The following is a 22626-nucleotide window of genomic DNA, read 5'->3' on the forward strand; positions in this document are numbered from 1 at the left end:
TTTATCGCCACGACTGCATCGCGCCGGGATCAACGCAACGCAGTGCGCAAGCGCGGCAGTCGCGCGATCAGGCAACGGTCGAGTACGAGCACGAGCAGTAACGATGCGCCGAGCAAGGGCAACAGCAGGCCGCAGCCCGCCGCGATGGCGACGATGGTCTTCGCCTGGGTCGGCGTCGAGGTACGCGGCGCGCCGAGGCGGCCGCGTGGGCGCCGCCGCCACCATAACCACACGCCGCTGAGGCACAGGCCGAACACGCCCAGGCAGGGCAGCAGCATGATCAGCTGATTGGCGCGGCCGAAGTAGTTGCCCATGTGCAACTGCACGCCGACCTCGACCGCCTGCGCCGCCCAGCCGTAATCGGCGAAGCCGGTGTCGCCGACGACGGTGCCGCGATAACGGTCGATCTGCACGCTGCGCTGGCCTTGCGGGCGGTCCGGATAGACGACCGCCGAATAGACGCCGTCGGCGCTCTGCGGCAAGGACAGGCGGTAGTCGGCGACGAGTCCCTGCGCGGCGAGTGCGCGTACCGCGGCATCGATGCCGATGTCGCTCGCCGATGCCGGCGAGGCGCCGGCATGGGTGGCGTGATGCGCATGCGCGGACATTGGCATCGGCGCGTCGCGCAGCGTCCACGGCGTTTCGCCGACGGCCTGCGCCATGGTCGGCGCGGCGGTGGTCTTGGTCGGGCCGTGATGGCGATGCTGCTCGGGATAACCGATGCCGAGCGACTGGGTGCCGGCGCGCAACAGGTCGCCCCAGACCCCGGCCCAGGGCAGGCCGGTCAGGATCAGGAACACGATCAGCGTCGAGCTCCAGACCCCGACCGCGCCATGCAGGCTGCGCCAGAAGCCGCGTCCGCGCGCACGCAGATCGGGCCAAAAAGCGCGATACCAGCCCGGGCCGGACGGCCACCACAAATACACGCCGGTGGCGATCAGCAGCAGCGCCCAGCACGCAGCCAGTTCGACGATGGCGTCGCCGACGCGGCCGAGCAGCAGTGAGCCGTGTACGGTGTCGGCGAAACCGACCAGGGTGCGGGTATAGACGAAGGCGCCGTGGACGCGGGCGCTGCCGGGGTCGACGAATACCCGCAGCGGTGCGCCCTGCGCCGGCGTCACGAACACCTGCGCGGTGCGCCGCGGCTGCGAGGGCAGGTCGATGCGCGTCACCGTGCCCGGATACGCCGATTGCACCGCGGCGATCAGCCGCGACGGCGGCAGCGCGCCGCGGCGTTCCGGGGCGAAGCGCAAATCGGCGTGGACCGCATCTTCGATCTCGTCGTTGAACAGATAGATCGAACCGGTGATCGCCAGGATCAGCAGCAAGGGCGCGACGAACAGGCCGGCATAGAAATGCCAGCGCCAGACCGCGCGATAGAAGTCGTGACCGGCCGCGGTCATGTCAGAACGAGTGCGAATAGGTCAGCTCGAGCGTGCGCGGCGCGCCGAGGTAGACCTGAGTCGCGCTATAGCCCGACCACTGCGCGTAGAAAGCGTTGCCGAGATTGCGCAGGCGCAGGCTGTAACGGCTGGCGGGCGAGGGTTCCCAGGCGACCGAAGCGTCCGCGACGGTGTGCGAACGAACCCGGTAGGCATTGGCGTTGTCGGTGTAGAAATCGCCGACGTGGCGCAGGCCGAGGCCGAAGCTCAGGGGCAAGCCTTCGAGGCGATACCAGGCGTCGAGGTTGGCGCTGCGCTCGGGCACGTTGGAGGGGCGTTTGCCGCTGCGGTCGACGCCGCCGCTTTCGAGCAGGCGGTCGAAGCGCGCCGACAGCAAGGACGCGCTGGCGTCGATGCGCAGCCGCGGCGTGGCCTGCGCCGACAGCGAGAATTCGACCCCGCGCGAGGACTGCCGGCCGTTCTGCACGGTCAGTGCCGGCTGCGACGGGTCGCGGGTCAGGATGTCGTCCTGGCGCAGGCGGTACGCGGCCGCGGTCAGTTGCAGGCGATCATCGAGCAAGCGGGTGCGCAGGCCGACTTCGATCGAATCGCCTTCGCTGAGCTCGAAGGCGTTGTTGCGCTGGTTGATGGTCAGGAACGAACTCACCGGCAGCACCGCGTTGCTGTATTGCGTATACAGCTGGGTGCCGGGGCGCAGATCGAACACGCTGCCGAGCCGCCACGAGGTCGGGTTGAAGCGGCGGCGGAAACCGCTGCGCAGGCCGGTGTCGAGATCGAGACCATCGCGATCCAGCGAGATGCGCTCGTGGCGCAATCCGCCGACCAGCAGCCAGCGTGGGCTCAGGTTGATCGCGTCCTCGACGAACACGGCGGCTACCTCGACGCGGGTGCCGAAATCGTTGCGGCCATTGCGGAAATTGGCGGCAGTGTCGGCCGGAAACTCACCGCGCTCGTGCGCGGCCAGGTCGACCGGCGCGGCGCGGCCGAAGCGGCGCCGGTTGAAGAAGTCGGTATCGCTGTATTCCAATCCGGCCGCGAACACGTGCCGGCGCCCACCGAGGCGGCCGTCGTGGCGCAGGCTCAGGCGCTCGTTCCAGACCCGCTGTTCGTGATGGATGCGCGCGCTGCTGCGGTCGAGCAGGCCGCTGGCGGCGTTGTAGCTGAAGTCCTCGGTATTGTCCCAGCGGCGCCGCGCGTCATAGACGCTGAGTTCGTTGCTCAGCGACCAGCGCTCGTCGATGCGATAGTCCAGGCGCGAGCGCAGCCAGGTCGAATGCGCATCCATGCGGCCGTCGCCGACGTTGTAGTTGCGTTCGCGCGCGGCCCGGTCGATCGCCAGGCCGAAGGCGTTGTCGACCAGGTCGCTCGGCCGGCTGGCCGCCGCGCGCGGCACCAGCGGCGTGCCGAAGTAGGCGGTGTCGAAATCGTCGCGCTGATGGTCGAGGGCGAGCGTGGCCGACAAGCGCTCGTTCGGGCGCCACAGCAGCGAGCCGCTGAACGCCAGCGCCGCCGAGTCGGTGTCGTCGACGTGGCCGTCGGAGCGGTGGGCGCTGAGCACCGCGCGGATCGCCAGGCGCTCGCTCAGCGGCAGGTTGCCGTCGAGGCCGAGGCGGGCGCTGCCGTGGCTGCCGTAGCCGAGCAGCAGCTCTTCGCCGCGCTCGTCGAGTTGCGCGCTCTTGGGCACGTAGTTGATCGCCCCGGCGAGCACGCCTTCGCCGTACAGCACCGAGGCCGGGCCTTTGAGCACTTCGATGCGCTCGAAATTGAAACTGTCCCAGTTGCGCGAGGAGAAGCCCGAACTGGTCAGGCGCACGCCATCGAACAAATAGGAGATCGCGCCGCTGGCGAAGCCTCGCATCGAGGCCACGCCCGGCTGGCCCGGCAGATTGCCGGCCATGACCCCGGGCATCGCGCGCAGCGCCTCGACGCTGTCGCGCAGGCCGCGTGCCTGGATCTCGTTGCGATCCAGCACGTCGAGCGTCGCCGGGAGTTCCTCCGGGTCCAGGCCGAGCCGGCTCGCGGTCGCGATCGAGCCTGTCGGGGGCGGCGCGGCGACGACGCGCACCGCATCCAGGTCGACCGCGGCGGCGTCGGCGTGGGCGAGCTGCGGGGCGAGGGCCGCGGCGAGGCAGGCGAGGGCGAGGCTGGAGCGGTGGTGGCGACGGTGCATCTGCGGAATCGGGACTCGGAACGACGGACTCGCGGCCGCACTGCAGGGAGGCGGCCACGGTCGCGGTGGATAGGAGGACGCGGCGCTTGCAGCCGCCGGGCGCGCAGATGCTAGGCGAGGCGGTGGCGCGTCCGGCTGCGGCAAGTTGCCGCACTGCGCTTTCCGACCTGCGGTCGCGGCGCTCGCATCTGCTGCGATGCATTCCGGCCTATGCTGGCGGCCCGCGCTGCAGGAGCGGCGCGGATCGCCCCGGCCTCGCAGCCGCCCACACCCGCCACGGTGACTCCATGACCCGCAAGATCGAAGGCCCCTTCGACGTGAAACTCAGCCCGGAGCCGGTGCACGACGCGGCCACCGGGAAATTCGGGCGCATGGCGATCGACAAACGCTTCCATGGCGAACTCGATGCGGCCAGCCGCGGCGAGATGCTTGCGGCGATGACCGAGGTCGAAGGCTCGGCCGGCTATGTCGCCCTGGAGAAAGTCGAGGGCCGCCTGGACGGCCGCAGCGGCAGCTTCCTGTTATTGCACCGCGCCTTGATGGTGCGCGGTACGCCCGACCTCAGCATCGTAGTGGTGCCGGACTCGGGCACCGGCGAATTGCTCGGCCTGAGCGGCACGATGGGCATCGACATCCGCGAAGGCGGCGCGCACTTCTATCGCTTCGAATACGCGCTGCCCGAAGCCGAGTAACGGACGACTGGCGCCGGCCGCGCCGATGCGCGCGGGCCGTGAGAATGGCTGTGCCGGCGCGCCGCCGGTCCGGCCGGCACATCGCGCAAAGACGCCGGCCCGCGTCTCAAGCACCATCGACGGGACGATCCATCGCGGCCCTGCGAACGCCGTCGCGGCGCTTCCGTGCGAACGTGTGCGCCGATCCTCCTGCCTGGTCGGCCCCGCAGAGCGGGCGCCGCGACGCCGCATGGATCGGCGCTTGCATGCGCATCGCACCGCCTCGCCGCCGCTGTTCGGGCGAGGCCGCTCCGTCCGCTTCGTTCGTCTCGATAGTCCTTCCCCATGCGCCATACCGCTGTCCTGCTTTCCGCTCTGTTGTTCGCTTCCGGTGCCCACGCCGCCGGTCGCGAGGCCTGCACCAACGGCCACACCCGCCTTCCGCCCACGGTTAATCTGCGCCTCGACAACGATCTGTTCGGAGGCCAGGACCAGGGCTACAGCAACGGCATCCAACTGACCCTGGTCTCGCCGAACCTGGCCGACTACACCGACGACCCCTGCATTCCGCGCCTGGCGCGTTGGGTCAACCGCCATCTCGACGCGCTCCAGCCCGAGGGCTTCGAGCAACGCAACATGATCGCGACCTTCGCCCAGGGCATCTTCACTCCGACCGACTACACCCGCCGCGATCTGATCGAAGACGACCGGCCGTATGCGGCGGCCTTGCTGGTCGGCCTGGGCTATAACGCCCGCAACGGCGATTACCTGCAGACCACGCAGTTGCAGTTCGGTCTGGTGGGGCCGTCGGCGCTGGGCAAGCAAGTGCAGAACGAAGTGCACAAGATGCTCGGCGACGAGACCTTCCGCGGTTGGGACCACCAACTGCACGACGAACCGGTGTTCCGCATCGTCCACGAACGCATGCATCGCTACTCGGCCGGCGATGCTCACAACGGTCGCTGGGGCTGGGATGCGATCAGCCACTACGGCGGCAGCTTCGGCAACCTGGCGACCTACGCCAACGCCGGCGCGGAGCTGCGCTTCGGCCTGCGCCTGCCGGATGATTTCGGCAGCACCCCGTTGCGCCCGGCCGGCGAGAACACCGCGCCGACCCAACACTACAACACCGGCAACCGCCGTTTCGGCGCGCACCTGTTCGTGACCTTCGACGCGCGCTGGGTGTTGCGCGACATCACCCTGGACGGCAACACCTTCCGCGACAGCCACAGCGTCGACAAGCGGCCGTTGGTGGCCGACGTCGGCTACGGCCTGGCGGCGATGCGCGGACGGTGGAAGTTCGCCTTGGCGCGCTATCACCGGACGCGGGAGTTCGAGGGGCAGAAGCAGACGCCGGTGTTCGGGAGTTTTACCGTGAGTCGGGCGTTTTGACTCACGCGATTAGCTTGTCTCCGCTGTAGGAGCGGCGTGAGCCGCGACCGCGGGATGCGCAGTGATGGCAATGCCCGATATCGCATCATCGAAGCGGCGTGCTGTCGCAAAGGGTAGGGGCGGCGTCCCCCAGGGATTTCCTACGGTCACAAGCCGCGACCGCGGGACGCGCAGAGGCTGCAACGCCGATGCCATCCAATCGAAGCGGCGTGCTTTCGCAAGGGGTAGGAGCGGCGCGAGCCGCGACCGCGTCTTTTCGGTTTCGCGGCGTATCGCTCAAGCAAGATCAGGATCAAACGCCAAAAGCTTCCGCCACTAAAGCGGCGGGTTACTTTCTTTTGTCATAAGCAACAAAAGAAAGCTAACCAAAGAAAAATGCTTCTCTTTGAATCACAGGCCCGCACGAGCGATGCCTCCGCGGCGATTTTTCATACGGGACATCCCTGTCCCGATGAAAAACGGCCTGCATCCATGCAGGCCGCCCTCCGGGTCTTCAATTGCCTTCGCTAGTTCGTGGCGACGCACGGCAACGGCAGAATCTTTACGGCAACGGCAACGGCAACGGCAACGGCAACCTGGGGGCCGCTCCGGCTTTTCTTGCCTGGCGCAGCCACGACCTTGCGAACATCCCTGCGCGAGCCGCGAGCCGCGAGCCGCGTGCTCGCAGGGGAGCTTCGTCAAGGAAAAGCACTTTTTCTTTGGTGACTTTTGACCAAAGGGAATCCAGACGGACTTTTGGGGCTTTGGCCAAAAGAAAGTTACCCGCACCCTTTAGGGGGCGGAAGCTTCATGCGTTTGATCTTGCTGGATAAATGCGTCGCAAGACTGCCACATCGCGGTCGCGACTCGCGTCGCTCCTACCCTGCGAAGGCTGTCGACGACTTCGGCGCTGCTGCCTGTGCGCGTCCCTAGGCCGCAATCCGGCCTACTCCAGCGTAATCCCCGCCGCCGCCGCACTGCGGCCCTTCAGGGTTTCGCTGGCCTGCGCCCACCATTCGCGGTGTTCTTCGCTGGCGCAATACTCGGCATAGGACAGCTTGGCGATGGTCGCCAGGGAATAATCCGGGCGGCCTTCGGCCAGCATCGCGCTCATCGCCCGCAACAGCGGCAGCGAGGGCAGCAGGTCTTCGATGAAAAGGAATTGGCCGGCTTGGTTCACTTCGAGGAAATGCGCATCGCCGTTGGCGTCGATGGCCAGGTCGATGCAGCCGAACACCAGGCCGAGTTCGCGCATCAGGGCGGCGAGCTTGGCCTGGTCGGCGGAGGAGAGTTCGCCGACTTCGGCACGCAAGCCCTGGGTGTTCTGGGGGACGCGCCAGTCGACGAAGCCGTCGTCGTGTTGGGCGTACAGGCGGGCGGCGAAGTAACGGTCGCCGATCGCGGTCACGCGCAGGTCGTGGCGTTTGTCGACATAGACCTGATAGATGCCGGGGCAGTGCAACAGGCTCTGGTCGTCTTCGAGCATCGCCGGTTCGACGATGCGCGCATAGGTGCTGAACATGCGGCCGGTCTCGGCGTCCTTCCAGGTGTGGGTCAGGAAGGGTTTGTAGACCACACGGCCATGGCGCTGGACGAAACGACGGATCTCGGCGGGATCGTGCGAGACCAGGGTCGGCGGGAAGCGTAGGCCGCAGTGGTGGGCCGCGCGCAGTTGCACGAGTTTGTTCTCGGCCATCGCCGCGGCAGCGGGGCGATTGACCCAGAGCCGATCGGCGCCCTGATCGGTCAAGGCGTAGACGTTCTTGAGGAAACGCCCCCATTCGCCGCGCAGGAAGGGCTGGTCGCCGGCCTGCGCGCGCGGGAAGGATTCGGGATTGCGCGGCCGCCGGTACCAGACCGTGCCGACGCTGGCGTCGTCGAGCGGGCCACTCATGCGCAGGCCGAGGTCGGGATCGCAATGCAGGGACATCGCGCCGAGTTCGGCTTCGGCCAGCGAGCTAAGCCAGGTCGCGTCGATACCGCTGGCGCGCAAAGCCCAGCGCGCGGCGGAAGCATGGATGTCGTGGGCCAGCGAAGACAGGATCAGCGGACGGCGGTGAGCGGGCATGGAAGCGTTCGTATTTTTAGGGCCGTTGAAAACGGCACGCCCCGTCGGACGGGGCGTGCCGGGTCATGCGTGGCGGCGGGGTTTACGCGCACGTCGCTCGCGCGCGGGTCCACCCGGCCTGGTGCATGGACTGCATCCGATCAGATCAACCGGAAGGCGAGGCGATTACAGGAAATCGGGATCGCCCGGATCGTCGCCGTTCGGGCCGGTGGCGTGGGTGGTATCGCCCTTGCCGCCGGAGATCGCTGCGATCTCGTCCAGTGAAAGTTCGCGCGCCGCGATGCGGGCGAGCGGACGGGCGGCTTCGTCCTGAGGCAGAGCGTTGTTGCTGTAAACGTCTTGCTTACTCATGGAGCGTTCTCCTAAACCGTAGAGTGCCAGGATGAGTTGAAAGGCCGTCCCGGCGTCGGCACGAGCATCGATGCTAGCAACTATGAAAGTCGCGGTTTGCTAATCGCGATCCCACTTTCGCCCTGAATGCGCGAAGCGATGGGGATTGCAAACTCGGACGTTGTGATCCGTTCACTGACGCCGTCGCGCAAGGCGACGACGCGGTCTGCGCTGCGGATCGTATCGGGCCTGTGCGCGATGACGATGCGGGTCATGCGCAAGGCGGAAATCTCGCGATTGATCTCGTGCTCGCGAGCGACGTCGAGGTGACTGGTGGCCTCGTCGAGCAACAGGATCGCCGGCGATCGGTACAGGGCGCGCGCCAACAGCACGCGTTGTTTCTGTCCGCCCGACAGCGAAGAACCCAAGTCGCCGACCAGGGATTCGTAGCCCATCGCCATCGCCGCGATGTCGTCGTGGATGCGCGCCGCGCGCGCCGCCGCTTCGATGCGCGCGGGGTCGGCCGCATGGTCGAAGGAGGCAATGTTCTCGCCGATCGAACCGGCGAACAGCACGTCCTCCTGCATCACCGCACCGAACAGCTCGCGGTACGCGGCCAGGCCGTAGTCGTGGATGTCGACCCCGCCGATGCGGATCGTGCCCGAGCTCGGCCGCAGCAGGCCGAGGATCAACTTGGCCAGGGTGGTCTTGCCGCAGCCCGAAGCGCCGACGATCGCCACCGATTCGCCGGCCTCGATGCTGAAGCTGCAGTCGCGCAGGATCCACGGCTCGTCGTCGGCATAGCGGAAGCTGAGCCGGTCGATCTCGATGCGCGGCGCCGGCACCGGGCCGGCGTAGTCGGTGTGCACATGCGCTTCGGGCGGCTCGAAGGCGATGTCGGCGATGCGTTGGCCGTGCAGGCCGAGCAGGCGCAGGTCGACGAGCTTGTCGATCAGGCTGCCGGTGCGGGTGGCGAACAGGTCGGCATAGGCGACGAATACCACCATCATGCCGGCGCTGAAGCGGCCCTGCAGGGTCAGCCAGGCGCAGAGCCAGATCAGCAGCACGCGTTGGGCGCCGAACACCAGTTTCGACAAGGCCGAGAACACCGCGGTAGTGCGGGCGATCGCGGCCTCGCGATTGGCGACCTCGACGCTGGCGTTGGCGATGCGTCCGCGGCGGTCGTCCTGTTGATTGCCGAGCTTAATCGTCTGCACACCCTGGATCGATTCGATCAACAGGCTCTGCTGCTTGGCGACCTGGATCAGCTGCTCCTCCTTGAGTCGCCACAGCCGCCGGTACGCGGCCCAGCGCAGAATCGCGTAGACGGCGAACGCGGCCAGCACCAGCGCGGTCAACGGCGGGCTGTAGAACAGCAGCAGCGCCAACACCAGGGTCACGGTCAGGCCGTCGAGCAGACTCTCGACGAAACTGCCGGTCAGGGTCTGCTGGATGGCCTGCACCGAGACGAAGCGCGACATCACTCCGCCGACATGGCGTTTCTCGAAGAAATCCAGCGGCAACCGCATCAGGTGGCCGAACAGATTGGCCAGCCATTGCGAATTGAGGGCGGCGCCGAGGTCGGCGACCAGCCAGCCGCGCATCGCCGTGAGCGTCGCCTGGAACACCACCACGACCAGGAAGCCGATGCCGAGCAGGTTCAACAAACCGATGTCGGCCGCGACCAGGACCCGATCGATCACCCACTGCATCGCCAACGGCAGCAGCAGGGTGAACACCTCCAGGCTCAGCGCCAGGATCAGGATCTGCGCACCGGCGCGGCGCAGGCCGACGATGCGGCCGGCGAGCCCGCGCAGACTCAGGCGCTGGCGTTCGCGCATCGGCACGAAGTCGGTCTTCGGCGACAGTTCCAGGGCGATGCCGGTGTAGTGGCGGCCGAATTCGGCCAGCGGCAGGCTGACCGCGCCGCGCGCCGGGTCGTGCAGTTCGGCGCGGCCGCGGGCGATGCGCTTGAGCACGACGAAATGGTTGAGGTCCCAATGCAGCACGCACGGCAGGCGCAGATCGGCGAGGTGTTCGATCTCGGCCCGCAAGGGGCGGGTGTCGAAGTCGAGCGCGCCGGCGATCTTGATCAAACGCGCCAGGGTGGCGCCGCGCGGCGACACCGGGAAGCGCCGGCGCAGGCTGCTCAGATCGATGTCGTGGCCGTGATGGACGGCGATCATCGCCAGGCAGGCCAGACCGCACTCGGCCAATTCGTTCTGCTGGATCACCGGCACGGGCTTCGCGCTCATGAGCCCGTCCGATGCGTGTCGGGTGACGCGTCGGTGTTCGACAGCGGCGCCAACACGAATTCGTAGAGACGGCGCTGCTCCAACTGCAGCTCCGCATCCACACGCATTCCCGCCCGCAATGCCTGCGTGCCGATGCGCTGGCGATCCAGCTCGACCTGCACGGACCAGACCGGCGCGTCCAGGCGCAGGCCGCTGCGCCGGTGGATTTGGTCGGGCGATGAGGCCGCGGCGGCTATCGCGACCACGCGGCCGTGCTGTAGGCCGTAGCGCTGATACGGGAAGGCGCGGTAGCGCAGGACCGCCGGCGTGCCGGGACGGATCGCGGCGATGGCGCGATCGGGCACCCACAGCTGCGCTTGCATGGACGAGGTGCCGTTCGACGTGGCCTGCGCTATCAGCATGCCTTCTACTGGTTCGCTGCGGGTATAACGGCCGAACCCGAGCAGGGCGAGCAGCGCAAGCAGACCGAGCAGGGCGAGTGCGGCCATCGGCCAGCCCAGGCGCGAGATCGGCAGGCGGATGCTGCCGAGCCAGCGTTCTTTCCTGGCTTCCAGCATTTCGCGTCTGAACAGGTCTTCGTGCACGTAAGCCTCAGACGCGTGGCGAGGATCCAAGGGTGCGGTTCGGCGAACCCATGGCGATCACGGTGCGTCTGTCGTCTCCTGTCGTTACGACTCGGTCGCTGAGTGTCGTACAAGGCCGAAGGTGTTTCCAGGTCGCCATTGTCGAACGCCGTCACGGTTCGCGGGGATTGCAACAAATCGTTCAGCCCTGCTGCTATCGGCCATGCCGCGCTGCGACGCGTATCGCACCGCAGCGCATGCTCAAGCGGCATCGCGCGCGGGTTTACGCCAGCGCGGCCAGGCGCCGAGGGTGATCGCGCGCAACAGCCATTCCATCGGACCATGGCCGTGATGCTGCATCCACCAGGCGCTGAAGCGCAGTTGCGCGCCGAACAGCATGATCGCGAAAGCCAGCACGGTGAGCGGCGACAGCCGCCCCATCAGACCGAAGCCATAGCCGGTGAACGCCAACGCGGCGGCGGCCGATTGCAGCAGATAGTTCGACAAGGCCATGCGTCCGGCCGGGGCCAGCAATCGCACGAGTCGCGGGCCGGCGCGGCCGGCGAAGCCGCTCATGGCCAGGGCGGCATAGGCGCCGGTCAACAAGGGCGCGGTCAGCAGGCTCAAGGCCAGCGCCGACAGTTCGAGCGCGCCGCCGGGCTCGAAGGTCGAGACGCCGGCATAGAGCGCCGCCGCCGGCAGGCCGATGCCGAAGCCCCAGAGGCGCAGTCTGCGCAGCAACGCCGGATAACGATCGAGATGGGCGAGCATTCGGCGACGGCCGGCGACCCGGCCCAGCAGGAACATCGCCAAGGCGCATGGCGCCTGCATGAAGGCGAGCACGATCCCGGTCGACGCCAGTTCGCGCACGCGCTGGGCGACCACGGCAGCGGGATCGCCGAGGAAGCCGGCGAGGGTCGTCTGCGCTTGGGCTGCGACGATGCGGGCATCCACGACGCCGGCTTCGCCACTGAGCCGAATCAGCAAAGCCAATCCGGCCCAGGCGACGGCAGTCGCTACGATCAGGACCAAAGCGCTACGCAGCGCGGTGCGCTCCGACAGCGCGCGCGTCGTCAGCAGGATCAGGCCCATCGCCGCATAAGTGCCGAGGATGTCGCCGTGGAACAGCAGCACGGCATGGGCCAGGCCGATCAGCCACAGCCCGAGTAAACGCCGCAGCATGCGCGGCACGAAGGCCTCGCCGGCGCGCTGCGCCGAGTCGAGCTGCAGGCTGAAGCTGTAACCGAACAGGAACGAAAACAGCAGATAGAACTTCATCTCGAACAGGCCGGCAACGAGCAGGCGCACCGCGCGGTCCAGCCCTCCGTCGTAACTCGGGTCGGGCAGGCCCAGGCCGTAGTAGGGCGAGGCGAACACGCCGAGGTTGACGACCAGGATGCCGAACAGGGCGAGGCCGCGCAGGGCATCGAGCTGTTCGATGCGTGGCGGGACGGCGTGGGCGGATGCGGTCATGGGGGCGGCGCGAACGGGGGAGCGTGGATGCTGCGCGCGGCGCCGCGGCGCTGGCATCGGGCCCGCGACGGGAGCCAACCGGGACGTTTGGCGGATTCGCCGCGCGCGGAAACTGGAATACTGGCGGCATGAGCGAAATCCCCGCCGCACGCCCGGTGCCGGCCGCGCGCGCGCCGGCGCGCCGCTGGTGGAGCGGGCTGTTCTGGAAATGCCTGCTGTCGATGCTGATCGCCTCGTGGATCAGCACCGCGCTGCTGTCCGGCCTGGACCTGTACCTGTCGCGCACCGAGGTGCGCGAGGCGATGGCGCCGCCGGTGCTGCAGGACGCGATGCAACGCGAATTGCAGCAGTTCGGCGCGCTGCCCGACCTGGCCATGACTTCGCGCGCGCAATGCGAGGCGATCCTGCAGGCGTTGTTGGTGCGCATCGTCGGCATGGACTCGCAGGAGTGGATGAACTCGCACAGCTTCGCCGGCAGCACCCACGACGGCCGCTTGTCGATCCGCTATCGCGACCGCGACGGCCGCGTGTGCCGCTATCCCTCGCAGGCGAGTCCGCCGCTGGCGCAGACGCTGGAGGAAGTCGAGCAGGAAGCGGTGTCGTCGCATGCGCCGGTGCCGCGCCGGCACGAGCGCGAAGGCGACTGGATCAGCGCGGTGGCCTTGCCGCTGGCACGGACCCCGGGCGCGACCCTCAGCGTCGGCCAGCACGCCGGCGGTTCGCTGGCGAGCTTCATGCACATGGACTCGGGCGACATCGAAAGCCTGGCGATCTATCTGGTGCTGATCAGCGCGATGTCGGCGATCGCCGTGGCGACCCTGCTGACGCGCCGGATCGGCCATGCCGAGCGCGCCGCGGATGCATGGGCCGCGGGCGAACTCGGCGCGCGCATCCACGATACCGGCCGCGACGAATTCGGGCGCTTGTCGCAGCGTTTCGACCGCATGGCCGATGCGCTCGGCGAAGTGATCCAGGTGCGCCAGGCCTTGGCGGTATCGGAGGAGCGCAACCGCCTCGCCCGCGACCTGCACGACACCGCCAAGCAGCGCAGCTTCGCCCTCGGCCTGCAGCTCAGCGTGCTCGATCACCTGAGCCAGCGCGAGGGCGGCGAGCAGGACCCGCGCCAGATCACCTTGATCAAGGCTGCGCTCGGTTTGACCGGGCAACTGCAGCGCGATCTGGCCGACGTGATCCAGCGGTTCTCGGCGCCGACCGTGGCCGAGCAGGGGTTGCGCAAGGCCATCGAGGATACCTGCTCGCATCTGCTCGCCGGCAGCGAGATCGAGTGGCGACTGTTGCTCGACGGCGTCGCCGAGCGCGGCCTGGGCGCCTGGCCGCAGCACGCCGGACAGTTGTTGCTGATCGCCACCGAGGCGGTGAGCAACAGCCTGCGCCACAGCGGCGCGCGCCGCATCGAGGTCGTCCTCAACAACTCCGGCAACCGCTACGGCTGGACCATCCAGGACGACGGCCGCGGCTTCGTCCCCAACGAACACGAGGCCACCGGCATGGGCCTGGCGAACATGCGCTTGCGCGCTCGCACGCTGCCCGGCGGGCGCTTCCGTCTCGCCAGCTCGCCCAGCGGCACGGTGGTGACCGTGTCGTTCACGTTGGAATCGCAGGGAATCCAGGCATGAGTACATCGGTATTGCTGGTCGACGACCACGAGGTGGTGCGCAAGGGCATCCGCAGCCTGTTGATGCTGACCGACGACTTCGAGGTCGTCGGCGAAGCCGGCGGCGGCGCCGAGGCGATCGAGCTGGCGCGCGAACTGGCGCCGGACTTGATCGTGATCGACCTGATGATGCCCGACGTCGACGGCGTCGAGGCGATCCGTGCGATCAAGGGCCTGAGCCCGCGCAGCGCCATCGCGGTGCTGACCTCGACCGACCAGGACGACCTGGCCTTCGCCGCGATCGAGGCGGGTGCGCAGTCGTTGTTGTTCAAGAGCATGCTCGGCGACGAGTTGTTGGCGACCTTGCGCCGCATCGCCGGCGGCGAGGCGGTGATCCATCCCTTCGTCGCCCAGCGCATCCTCAAGGCGATGCGACGCAAGCGCGAGCCGCGCGAGGACCCGTTCGCCTGCCTGACCGAACGCGAGTTGGACGTCCTGCGCAAACTCGCCGAGGGCGGCAGCAACGCGCGCATCGCCGCGGCCTTGAACATCGGCGAGAAGACGGTGAAGTCGCACCTGGGCAATGTCCTGGCCAAGCTGCACCTGGCCGACCGCACCGAGGCGGTCGCATTCGCCTGGCGCCGCGGCCTGATGTCGGCCGAATCCGAGCACGGCGGCGGCTGAAGGTTTCGGAGTCTTGCCTCGATAAGGCCTAGGGTATTCGGCTTCGCCGAAGTAAAGCGGAGCCCGCCTGCGCGGGAATGTCGGCTGAGAGAGATGCCGCGGAACTTACCCAACGTCATCCCCGCGAAGGCGGGGATCCAGAGACTTCAGAGTGATGCTTCGGTGAAGCCCTGAGTCCTGCCTGTGCGGGGGGACGACGACAAATCACTCTCGCGGCGTCCCTCTCAAGCATCCGCGCGCGTTGTCGTAGCGCTTGATGCCAGATTCGGCAAAGTCAAATTGATCGTTTCCGCTGCCTCGCTTGCCACGCAAGCGTCGTTAGTCATGCCTGTCCGACGACACAAACAGGTAGGGAGGCACACATGTCCCTGCGTTTGTGATCACTCAGGTCGCACGAAGATCGACCGAACACGATGCCGCCAAAGGCGTCGCACCGCTGCTTCAAGCGCCGCCACGCCGCGCTTTCGACACGATAAGGGACTACTGACCGATGCAAGGCACTACCCGCACCACGCGTAACAGCGTTACCCGACGCATGCATTCCCGTACCCTGCTTTCGCTCGCCATCGTCGGCGGCCTGCTCGCCGTTTCGGCGTCGGCCTCGGCGCAGAACGCGAACACGATGGGCCAGCTCGGCAATCCCGACAGCTGGCGCAGCGACGAATTCAACGCCGATTGGGGCCTGGGCGCGATGAACGCCCACTACGCCTATGCGCGTGGCCTGACCGGCAAAGGCGTCCGCCTGGGCATGTTCGATTCTGGTTCGGCGCTGGCCCATGCGGAGTTCGGCGGCCGCAACACCAACAGTATTTCCATCGGCAACGTCGCCCATTGCGCCGATCCCAGCATCGTCGCCGGCGACGGCGCTTGCGGAGCGACCCGCGGCGACAAGCCCGGTTACGAATACACCGGCGTAGGCGCCGGCGTTCCGGATCGGATCCGCCAGCTCATCGCGCAACGTTTCGGCCTCGGCTTCCTCTACGACGATCACGGCACTCACGTCGCCGGCACCATCGGGGCCAACCGTGACGGCCAGGGCATGCACGGCGTCGCCTTCGCTTCCGACCTCACCGCTGCGCGAGTGTTCGGCGACACCTACAGCGAATGGCGATTGGATCCCGACGGCTTCTACCGTCCGCGTCCGCTCTACCGTACCGATCCGGAAGATCCGGCGACTATGGACATGTACCAGCAGGCGCAGGCGCTGGGCACGCGTGTGCTCAACCACAGTTGGGGCCCGACCCGGCGCAATGCCACCTTGGCCGACCTGGAGGCGCACTACGCCAGCGCCGGCGCAGGTTATGCGGTGTACGCGAGCATCTATGCGCCAGGTGCCGACGGCAAGCCGCAGTCCGACCTGATCCAGGTATGGGCGGCCGGCAACCAGAGCGGCGGCCTGGCGAGCATCGCAGCCACCCTGCCGCGCTGGCGGCCCGAGGCCGAGCCGTACTGGGTCAGTGTGGCCAACGTGCGCGAGCCCGAGGCGGCAGCGGGCGAGTCCGATTACGTCATCAACGACGGTTCCAGTATCTGCGGCATGAGCATGAACTGGTGCGTGTCGGCGCCGGGCACCGATATCGCCAGCACCGTCGTCGGCGGCCGCATCGACGGCGCTGTGGAGCTGACCGACGATTACCTGCGTTTCCGCATCGACAACGAACAGCCCGAGTATGGCTACGGCCTCAAAACCGGCACTTCGATGGCGGCACCGCACGTCACCGGCGCACTCGGCTTGCTGTTCGAACGCTTTCCGTACTTGAGCAGCCCGCAGGTGCGCGACGTGCTGTTGACCACCGCACGCGATCTCGGCGCGCCGGGCGTGGACGAGATCTACGGCTGGGGCATGGTCGATCTTAAGAAAGCCATCGACGGCCCGGGCCAGATCCGCGTCGACACCAACGTGGTCATGGACCGCCCGGGCGGCGGCGCCAAGGTGTGGGACGGCAAGGCTTGGGACGACTGGCGCAACGACATCGGCGGCCCCGGCGTGTTGAGCAAGTCCGGACTGGGCTGGCTGCGCCTGAGCGGCAATAACAATTTCGGCGGCCTCAAGGTCAAGGACGGCGTGCTCGAACTGACCGGCAACAACACCTACGCCGCGCAGGTGGAGGGCGGCACCTTGGTCGTCAACGGCACCCTGACCACGGCCTCGTTGCCGGTGCTCGCCGGCGGTGCGCTCGGCGGCAGCGGCCGCATCGTCGGCGACGTGCGCATCGAAGGCGCGGTCTCGCCCGGCAACTCGATCGGCACCCTCAGTGTGCAGGGCAACTACGTGCAGGCAGCGGGTTCGACCTATGTGGCCGAGCTGGCGGCCGGCGGCGCTTCCGACCGCATCGATGTGAGCGGCCAGGCCCGCCTGGAAGGCGGCAAGCTGGTGGTGCTGCACGCGCCGGGCCAGTACATGCTCGGCCAGTCGTTCAATCTGATCAGTGCGGCCGGCGGCGTCAGCGGCCAGTTCGCCTCGCTCGACCAGACCGCGTTCTCGCCGTTCCTCAAGTTCGGCCTGAGCTATGCGGCCAACCAGGTCGGCATCGACGTCACCCGCGGCGCCTCGCTCGCGGCGAGCGCGCAGACCGACAACCAGCGCGCCGCCGCCGCCGCCGCCGACCGCCTCGCGATCGGCCAGGGCATTCCGCAGCCGCTGACCCAGTTGTTCCCGGAGCAGGCCTTGGCCGCGCTCGACGCGCTCAGCGGCGAAGCCCACGCCAGCCTGCGTTCGATCATGGTCGACGATAACCGCCATGTGCGCGACGCCGCCTTGGGCCGCGCGCGCGCCGGTCGCGGCGACTTCGCCGCGGATACGGCCGGCGAGTCCTCGCAGGGCGCCTGGGTGCAGTTGCTGAAGTCCGGCGGCACCCTCGACGGCGACGGCAATGCCGCACGCAACGAGTACAACGGCTCGGCCACCTTGCTCGGTTACGACTACCGCTTCGACGGCGGCTGGCGCATCGGCGTGCTCGGCGGCACCGGTCGCAGCGACAACAACGACGCCCGCAACGACAAGGGCCGGATCAAGACCCGTCACCTGGGCCTGTACGCCGGCCAAAACTGGGGCGGTTTCGGCCTCAGCGCCGGCTTGGCTTTCGCCCGCCACGACGTCGACCTGGATCGCGACATCGCCTTCAACGGCTTCAACGACCGCGCCCGTTCCAACTACGACGCCGACAGTAAGCAGGGCTTCGTCGAAGGTGCTTACCGCTTCGATGCCGGCGCCTGGGCCTTCGAGCCGTATGCGCAGTTCGCCCAGGTGCGGGTGAAGAGCGACGGCTTCCAGGAAAGCGGCGGCGCCGCGGCGCTGACCGGCCGCAGCGCCGACAGCCGCGTGAACCTGTCGACGCTGGGGCTGCGTTTCAACGTCGACCTGAAGGGCTCGCAGCAGGAGCAGAGCTGGTTGAGCCTGCGCGGTGGCCTCGGCCGTCGCCATGCCAGCGGCGACCTCAACCCGGCGACCTCGGTGGCCTGGCGCGGCGGCAACACCTTCCAGGTGCATGGCGCACCGCTGGCCGACGACGCCACCTTGCTCGAAGCCGGCATCGCCGCACGCCTGAGCGCGAACGGTCTGTTGGAACTGAACTACAGCGGTCAGCTCGCCGATGAGGCGCACGACCACGGAGTCAACGCGCGGTATTCCCTGCGCTTCTAACCCCCCGCCCGAAGGGGGAGCCCCCGGAGCCGCAACGGCGCAAGCCGTTGCGGCTTCTTTTTTGGGTTCGTCTGGGGGGCTAGGGGGGATTTGCTCCGGCTCTCACGAACCGTCGCCATCACCCACGGTCCGAGAGCCGCCCCCGCTCCATCGCCATCCACCACCCCCTAGCGTTGCGCCACACCGGCTTATGCCGGCGGCCGCATTCGGCGATGATGAGGCACCGCCGCCATCGCCCCGTGCATCGCGCCGGTTCCCAACGACTCCGGAGATGCGCATGTTCGAGCTGTCGGCACTGTTGGCCTTCGCCGGTCTGGCCCTGGTCATGGTCCTCACCCCGGGGCCGAACATGATCTATCTGGTCTCGCGCTCGATCTGCCAGGGCCGCAAGGCCGGGCTGATTTCGCTGGCCGGGGTCGGCGTCGGCTTCTTCTTCTATCTGTTCGCCGCCGCCTTCGGCATCACCGCGTTGTTGTTCGCGGTGCCGTTCGCCTACGACGCGTTGCGCATCGGCGGCGCGATGTATCTGCTGTGGATGGCCTGGCAGGCGGTCCGGCCCGGCGGGCGTTCGCCGTTCCAGGTCCGCGACCTTGCCGCCGATAGCCCGCGCCGCTTGTTCACGATGGGCCTGCTGACCAGTCTGTTGAACCCGAAGGTGGCGATGTTCTACCTCGCCCTGTTGCCGCAGTTCATCGACCCGCAGCGCAGCGTGATGTTGCAGTCGCTGCTGCTCGGCAGTCTGCAGATCGCGATCAGCGTCGGCGTCAACGCATTGATCGTGGCCGGCGCCGGCGGCATCGCGAACTTCCTGGCCGGACGGCCGCGCTGGGTGACCGCGCAGCGCTGGGTCATGGGCGGGGTGTTGTCGGGGTTGGCGGTGCGGATGGCGGTCGACGCCCGCCGCTGAGGCTCAAGGGGCGCGGCCGGCGGCCTGGTCGCGCGCGCGCTGGATGATCGCGCGGACCTGGGCGCGGTCGCGATGGCGCGAAATCGCCACCGCGCCGAGCGCGATCGCGCGTTCGCGCATCTGCGCGGTAACGTCGTAGTGGCAGCCGCTGGCTTTGTCCTGGAACGATTCGCGGCGCTTGCCGAGCCGCGCCGCGAAGGCGTGCAACTCGTCGAGGCGGTCGGCCATCAGATGCGCCCAGCGTTCGCCGCGCCAGGGCCACACGGCATCGTCGACGTACACGGTCACCGCATCTCTCCAGGGAATGAATCCAGTTGCGTCGGGGACGATTCTGTCACGACGCGCGTCCGGCGGCCGTGCAGGCGACAGGCCGTGCCCAGTATCCGACAATCGCGGCATCGCGGGCGTCTTGCCTCGCCCGCAGGAGCCGTCATGCGGATCTCGGCCATCCATCATGTCGCGATCATCTGTTCCGATTACCCACGCTCGAAGCATTTCTATACCCAGGTGCTGGGGCTGCGCGTGCTCGCCGAGGTCCATCGCGAGGCGCGGCGTTCGTACAAGCTCGACCTGGCCTTGCCCGACGGCGGCCAGATCGAACTGTTCTCCTTCCCCGAGCCGCCGCCGCGGCCGTCCTATCCGGAAGCCTGCGGCCTGCGTCACCTCGCCTTCGCGGTCGACGACATCGACGCTTGCGTGGCCGAGCTGCAGGCGCAGTCGATCGCGGTCGAGGCGGTGCGCGTCGACGAATACACCGGGCGCCGTTACACCTTCTTCGCCGACCCCGACGGCTTGCCGATCGAGTTCTACGAGCGCGGCTAAGTCGCTGGGCTGCCGCCTCAGGCGTGGGCGACGAGGTGGCCGTGCTCGCGCCAGGCCTCGAAACCGCCGGCCAGCGGGCGCACGCGCTTGAAACCGCGCCGACGCAGTTCGCGCGCCAGGACCGCGGCCGAGGCTTCGTTCGGGCAATCGCAGTAGACGATGACCTCGTCGCGCGGTTCGAGAGCGACGTCGGCCAGCGAGGCCACGAACACCGCACCGGGAATCCAGCCGGAGGCGTCGCGCTGCGGCTGCGAGCACACGTCGAGGATCATCGGGCCGTTGCCGTCTTCGAGCAGCCGATAGAGCTCCGGCACGGTGATCCGCGCCATGCGCAATTCGCGCAGGAACAGGCGGCGCTTGAGCAGTTTGTAGCCGACGAACGCGGCGATGGCCGCGGCCACCAGCAGCAGGCCGTAGCGGCCGAGCGTTTCCAGGCTGGCGAGCACGTCGTTGACGGCCTCGTGGAAGACCGCGCCGACCGCCACCGCGAGGCCGGCCCAGAGCAGGGCGCCGATGCCGTCGTAGAAGGCGAAGCGGCGCGCGCTGGTGCCGGTTTCGCCGGCCAGGGTGGTCGCGACCGCGGCGAAGCCGGGTACGAACTTGGCCACCACCAACGACGGCGCGCCCCAGCGCGCATAGACGCCGCGGGTCATCAGCACGCACGAGTCCGGCGACAGCGAGACCTTGCACATCAGCCGCAGCAAGGCCGCGCCGATCCGGCGCCCGCCGAGATACCACAGGCTGTCGGCAAGCAAGGCGGCAAGCGCGGCGATCAACAGGATCGGCCACAGGCTCTGCTGCTGGTCCACCGCAATCGCGGCGGTGACGATGATCGGCGGATAGGCCGGCACCGGCAGCCCGCCCTGATCGAGGAACACGCTGACGAAGACCACGAGCAGCCCGTAGGTCTGGATCAGATGCAGCAGGGCGTCCATCGGCCGGTCCTAAGACCGCGTCACGCGGTCGGAAACATGAGCAGGCCGCGTCGCGCGGTCGGAAACATCAGCAAGCCGCGTCGCGCGGCCGGGGGGAGGCGTGGGCAAGCCAACGTGGCCAGGCCGCCTCGCACGGCTGCAAAGCCATCGACAGTTTCCGCCCGCGCCGCATCCGCTGCAATCGCATGGCGGCGACGGATCGTTGCGGGCTTGGTATCGGCGCTGCGGTCGCCGGTCCGCCGTGTTCGGGCCCGATGCGGGTCCAAACTGCGGTCGCCGTAGCCTTGGGCGTCACATCGGCGGTCGCACAATGACCGGTGCCGGGTCGATGCGGCCGGCGGTCATGGGAGTATTCGATGCGCCTGGAAGGCAGTCAGGAAACCTTGTTGATCACGCTTTACGCCAAGGCGATGGATAACCGCGCCACGCCGTCGATCCTGCGCGACGCCCTGGCCGACGACCTGGTCCGCCACATCGATTACGACTTCGAGCGTTTCGGCCTGGGGCCCTCGGACATCCGCGGGCTGGCGCTGCGCTCGCGCATCATCGACGGCTGGACCCGCGCCGCGCTGCAATCGCGCCCCGACACCCTGGTGCTGCATCTGGCCTGCGGCCTGGACTCGCGCGTGTTCCGGGTCGACCCGCCCTTGGAAGTGGACTGGATCGACCTCGATTTTCCCGAGGTGATCCGCCTGCGCGAGGCGTTGCTGCCGCAACGCGCCGGGCGCTACCGCAGCTTGGCGAGCGACGTCATGGAGCCGGACTGGATCGAGCGCCTGGACAACCAGCGCCCGGTCCTGGTGATCGCCGAAGGCCTGTTTCCCTACCTCGACGAGCGCCGCGCCCGCGAACTGGTGCAGCGCCTGATCGAGCGGTTCCCGCAGGGCGGGCAATTGCTGTGCGACCTGTACAGCCCGCTCGCGCTGCGCCTGCTCCGCCACGCGACCATGATCCGCGCGACCCAGGCCCGCATCGGCGATTGGACCCGCGCCGAACCACGCAGCCTGGAGGCCTGGCACCCGCGGCTGCAGTTCGTCGACGAGCCGCGCCTGAGCGAAGTCGTCGAGGTGGCGGCCCTGCCGCGGGCGCAGCGTTGGCTGTTCAAGCTTTACGACCGCTCCGAATGGCTGCGCAACCTGGGGCGGGTAGCCCGTTTCCGCTTCTGAGAGGCGAGCAAGCCTGCTTCCTGTAGGAGCGGGGCGAGCCGCGAGCGCGCCGCATCGCCGCCCCGAATGCCGCATTCGGCTCATGCCGCCAACGCCGGATCCGGCTTGCGAAACGCGATCGCCAACCGGTTCCAGGCGTTCATCGAGATCGCCGCATAGGTCAGCGCGACCAAGTCGTGGTCGCCGAAATGCTCGCTTACCCCGGCATAGACCGCATCCGACACCGGCGCCTGGTTGACCGCGGTGATGGCTTCGGCCCAGGCCAGGGCGGCGCGCTCGCGCGCCGTGAACGGGCCCTCGGCCCAGACCCGCAGCAAGTGCAGGCGGCGATGGCTCTCGCCGCGCGCGACCGCTTCTTCGGTGTGCACGCGCAGGCAATAGGCGCAGCCGTTGATCTGCGAGATGCGCACGTTGACCAGGTCGATCAACGAGCGCTCCAGGCCGCTCTTGTCGACATAGCTTTGCAGGCCGGCCAGGGCGCGGGTGCCCTGCGGGTCGACGGCGTTGTAATCCAGGCGGGCGGACATGGCGGTCTCCATCGGGTGAGCAT

The 22626-nt window shown here is 68.2% G+C and carries 18 protein-coding genes; 8 read left to right on the plus strand and 10 right to left on the minus strand.

Going from position 1 to position 22626, the window contains the following annotated elements; genetic code table 11:
- Window positions 1-29: 29 nt before the first annotated feature.
- Both GLA29479_RS17365 and GLA29479_RS17370 read right to left on the minus strand, forming a co-directional pair.
- Entirely contained in the window at window positions 30-1403 is a 1374-nt protein-coding gene (locus GLA29479_RS17365) for a PepSY-associated TM helix domain-containing protein (RefSeq protein WP_057972339.1), read from the minus strand.
- Window position 1404: 1 nt separating this feature from the next.
- A complete protein-coding gene (locus tag GLA29479_RS17370; RefSeq protein ID WP_057972340.1) occupies window positions 1405-3573 on the minus strand; it encodes a TonB-dependent receptor in 2169 nt (722 codons plus the stop codon).
- 287 nt (window positions 3574-3860) lie between these two features.
- On the opposite strand from GLA29479_RS17370, the gene GLA29479_RS17375 reads away from it, so the two are divergent.
- Both GLA29479_RS17375 and GLA29479_RS17380 read left to right on the plus strand, forming a co-directional pair.
- Entirely contained in the window at window positions 3861-4265 is a 405-nt protein-coding gene (locus tag GLA29479_RS17375) for a DUF3224 domain-containing protein (protein ID WP_057916643.1), read from the plus strand.
- Between the two features lie 324 nt (window positions 4266-4589).
- Window positions 4590-5636, plus strand: coding sequence for a lipid A deacylase LpxR family protein (locus GLA29479_RS17380; protein WP_057972341.1), 1047 nt, complete (start codon window positions 4590-4592; stop codon window positions 5634-5636).
- Between the two features lie 925 nt (window positions 5637-6561).
- Here GLA29479_RS17380 and GLA29479_RS17385 read toward each other — a convergent pair.
- The 5 genes from GLA29479_RS17385 to GLA29479_RS17405 form a co-directional block, all read right to left on the minus strand.
- Window positions 6562-7683: an MvdC/MvdD family ATP grasp protein gene (locus GLA29479_RS17385; protein WP_057916645.1), complete on the minus strand. Its 1122-nt coding sequence runs from the start codon at window positions 7681-7683 to the stop codon at window positions 6562-6564.
- 165 nt (window positions 7684-7848) lie between these two features.
- Window positions 7849-8034, minus strand: a complete 186-nt coding sequence (locus GLA29479_RS17390) for a hypothetical protein (protein WP_057916646.1) — start codon at window positions 8032-8034, stop codon at window positions 7849-7851.
- A gap of 80 nt (window positions 8035-8114) precedes the next feature.
- Window positions 8115-10268: a peptidase domain-containing ABC transporter gene (locus tag GLA29479_RS17395; protein WP_057972342.1), complete on the minus strand. Its 2154-nt coding sequence runs from the start codon at window positions 10266-10268 to the stop codon at window positions 8115-8117.
- Window positions 10265-10852, minus strand: a complete 588-nt coding sequence (locus GLA29479_RS17400; RefSeq protein ID WP_057972343.1) for a beta-barrel domain-containing protein — start codon at window positions 10850-10852, stop codon at window positions 10265-10267. Before GLA29479_RS17400 ends, GLA29479_RS17395 begins: the two co-directional genes overlap by 4 nt.
- 240 nt (window positions 10853-11092) lie before the next feature.
- Window positions 11093-12304, minus strand: coding sequence for a DUF418 domain-containing protein (locus GLA29479_RS17405; RefSeq protein ID WP_057972344.1), 1212 nt, complete (start codon window positions 12302-12304; stop codon window positions 11093-11095).
- 128 nt (window positions 12305-12432) lie between these two features.
- Here GLA29479_RS17405 and GLA29479_RS17410 point away from each other — a divergent pair, with 128 nt between their 5' ends.
- From GLA29479_RS17410 to GLA29479_RS17425, 4 genes are all read left to right on the plus strand, one after another.
- Complete coding sequence (locus GLA29479_RS17410; RefSeq protein WP_057972345.1) at window positions 12433-13941, plus strand: sensor histidine kinase; 1509 nt, start codon at window positions 12433-12435, stop codon at window positions 13939-13941.
- A complete protein-coding gene (locus GLA29479_RS17415; RefSeq protein WP_057916651.1) occupies window positions 13938-14603 on the plus strand; it encodes a response regulator in 666 nt (221 codons plus the stop codon). Before GLA29479_RS17410 ends, GLA29479_RS17415 begins: the two co-directional genes overlap by 4 nt.
- Before the next feature lie 535 nt (window positions 14604-15138).
- The gene (locus GLA29479_RS17420) at window positions 15139-18246 is read left to right on the plus strand and encodes an autotransporter domain-containing protein (RefSeq protein WP_248842754.1); all 3108 of its coding nucleotides are present in this window, start codon (window positions 15139-15141) and stop codon (window positions 18244-18246) included.
- 277 nt (window positions 18247-18523) lie between these two features.
- Window positions 18524-19153 (plus strand): LysE family translocator, encoded by a 630-nt coding sequence (locus GLA29479_RS17425; RefSeq protein ID WP_057919883.1) that lies wholly within the window; start codon window positions 18524-18526, stop codon window positions 19151-19153.
- A 3-nt stretch (window positions 19154-19156) separates the two neighbouring features.
- Here the strand turns inward: GLA29479_RS17425 and GLA29479_RS17430 are convergent, their stop codons facing one another.
- Complete coding sequence (locus GLA29479_RS17430; protein WP_031372541.1) at window positions 19157-19441, minus strand: DUF4031 domain-containing protein; 285 nt, start codon at window positions 19439-19441, stop codon at window positions 19157-19159.
- 144 nt (window positions 19442-19585) lie between these two features.
- Here GLA29479_RS17430 and gloA2 point away from each other — a divergent pair, with 144 nt between their 5' ends.
- The gene (gene gloA2, locus GLA29479_RS17435) at window positions 19586-19975 is read left to right on the plus strand and encodes an SMU1112c/YaeR family gloxylase I-like metalloprotein (RefSeq protein ID WP_057972347.1); all 390 of its coding nucleotides are present in this window, start codon (window positions 19586-19588) and stop codon (window positions 19973-19975) included.
- Window positions 19976-19992: 17 nt separating this feature from the next.
- On the opposite strand, the gene GLA29479_RS17440 is transcribed toward gloA2, so the two are convergent.
- Window positions 19993-20910 (minus strand): rhodanese-like domain-containing protein, encoded by a 918-nt coding sequence (locus GLA29479_RS17440; RefSeq protein ID WP_057972348.1) that lies wholly within the window; start codon window positions 20908-20910, stop codon window positions 19993-19995.
- A gap of 356 nt (window positions 20911-21266) precedes the next feature.
- On the opposite strand from GLA29479_RS17440, the gene GLA29479_RS17445 reads away from it, so the two are divergent.
- The gene (locus GLA29479_RS17445) at window positions 21267-22076 is read left to right on the plus strand and encodes a class I SAM-dependent methyltransferase (RefSeq protein WP_057972349.1); all 810 of its coding nucleotides are present in this window, start codon (window positions 21267-21269) and stop codon (window positions 22074-22076) included.
- Between the two features lie 80 nt (window positions 22077-22156).
- On the opposite strand, the gene GLA29479_RS17450 is transcribed toward GLA29479_RS17445, so the two are convergent.
- The gene (locus GLA29479_RS17450; RefSeq protein WP_057919884.1) at window positions 22157-22603 is read right to left on the minus strand and encodes a carboxymuconolactone decarboxylase family protein; all 447 of its coding nucleotides are present in this window, start codon (window positions 22601-22603) and stop codon (window positions 22157-22159) included.
- Between the last annotated feature and the right edge of the window lie 23 nt (window positions 22604-22626).

Source organism: Lysobacter antibioticus, from assembly GCF_001442535.1.
GTDB lineage: Bacteria > Pseudomonadota > Gammaproteobacteria > Xanthomonadales > Xanthomonadaceae > Lysobacter > Lysobacter antibioticus.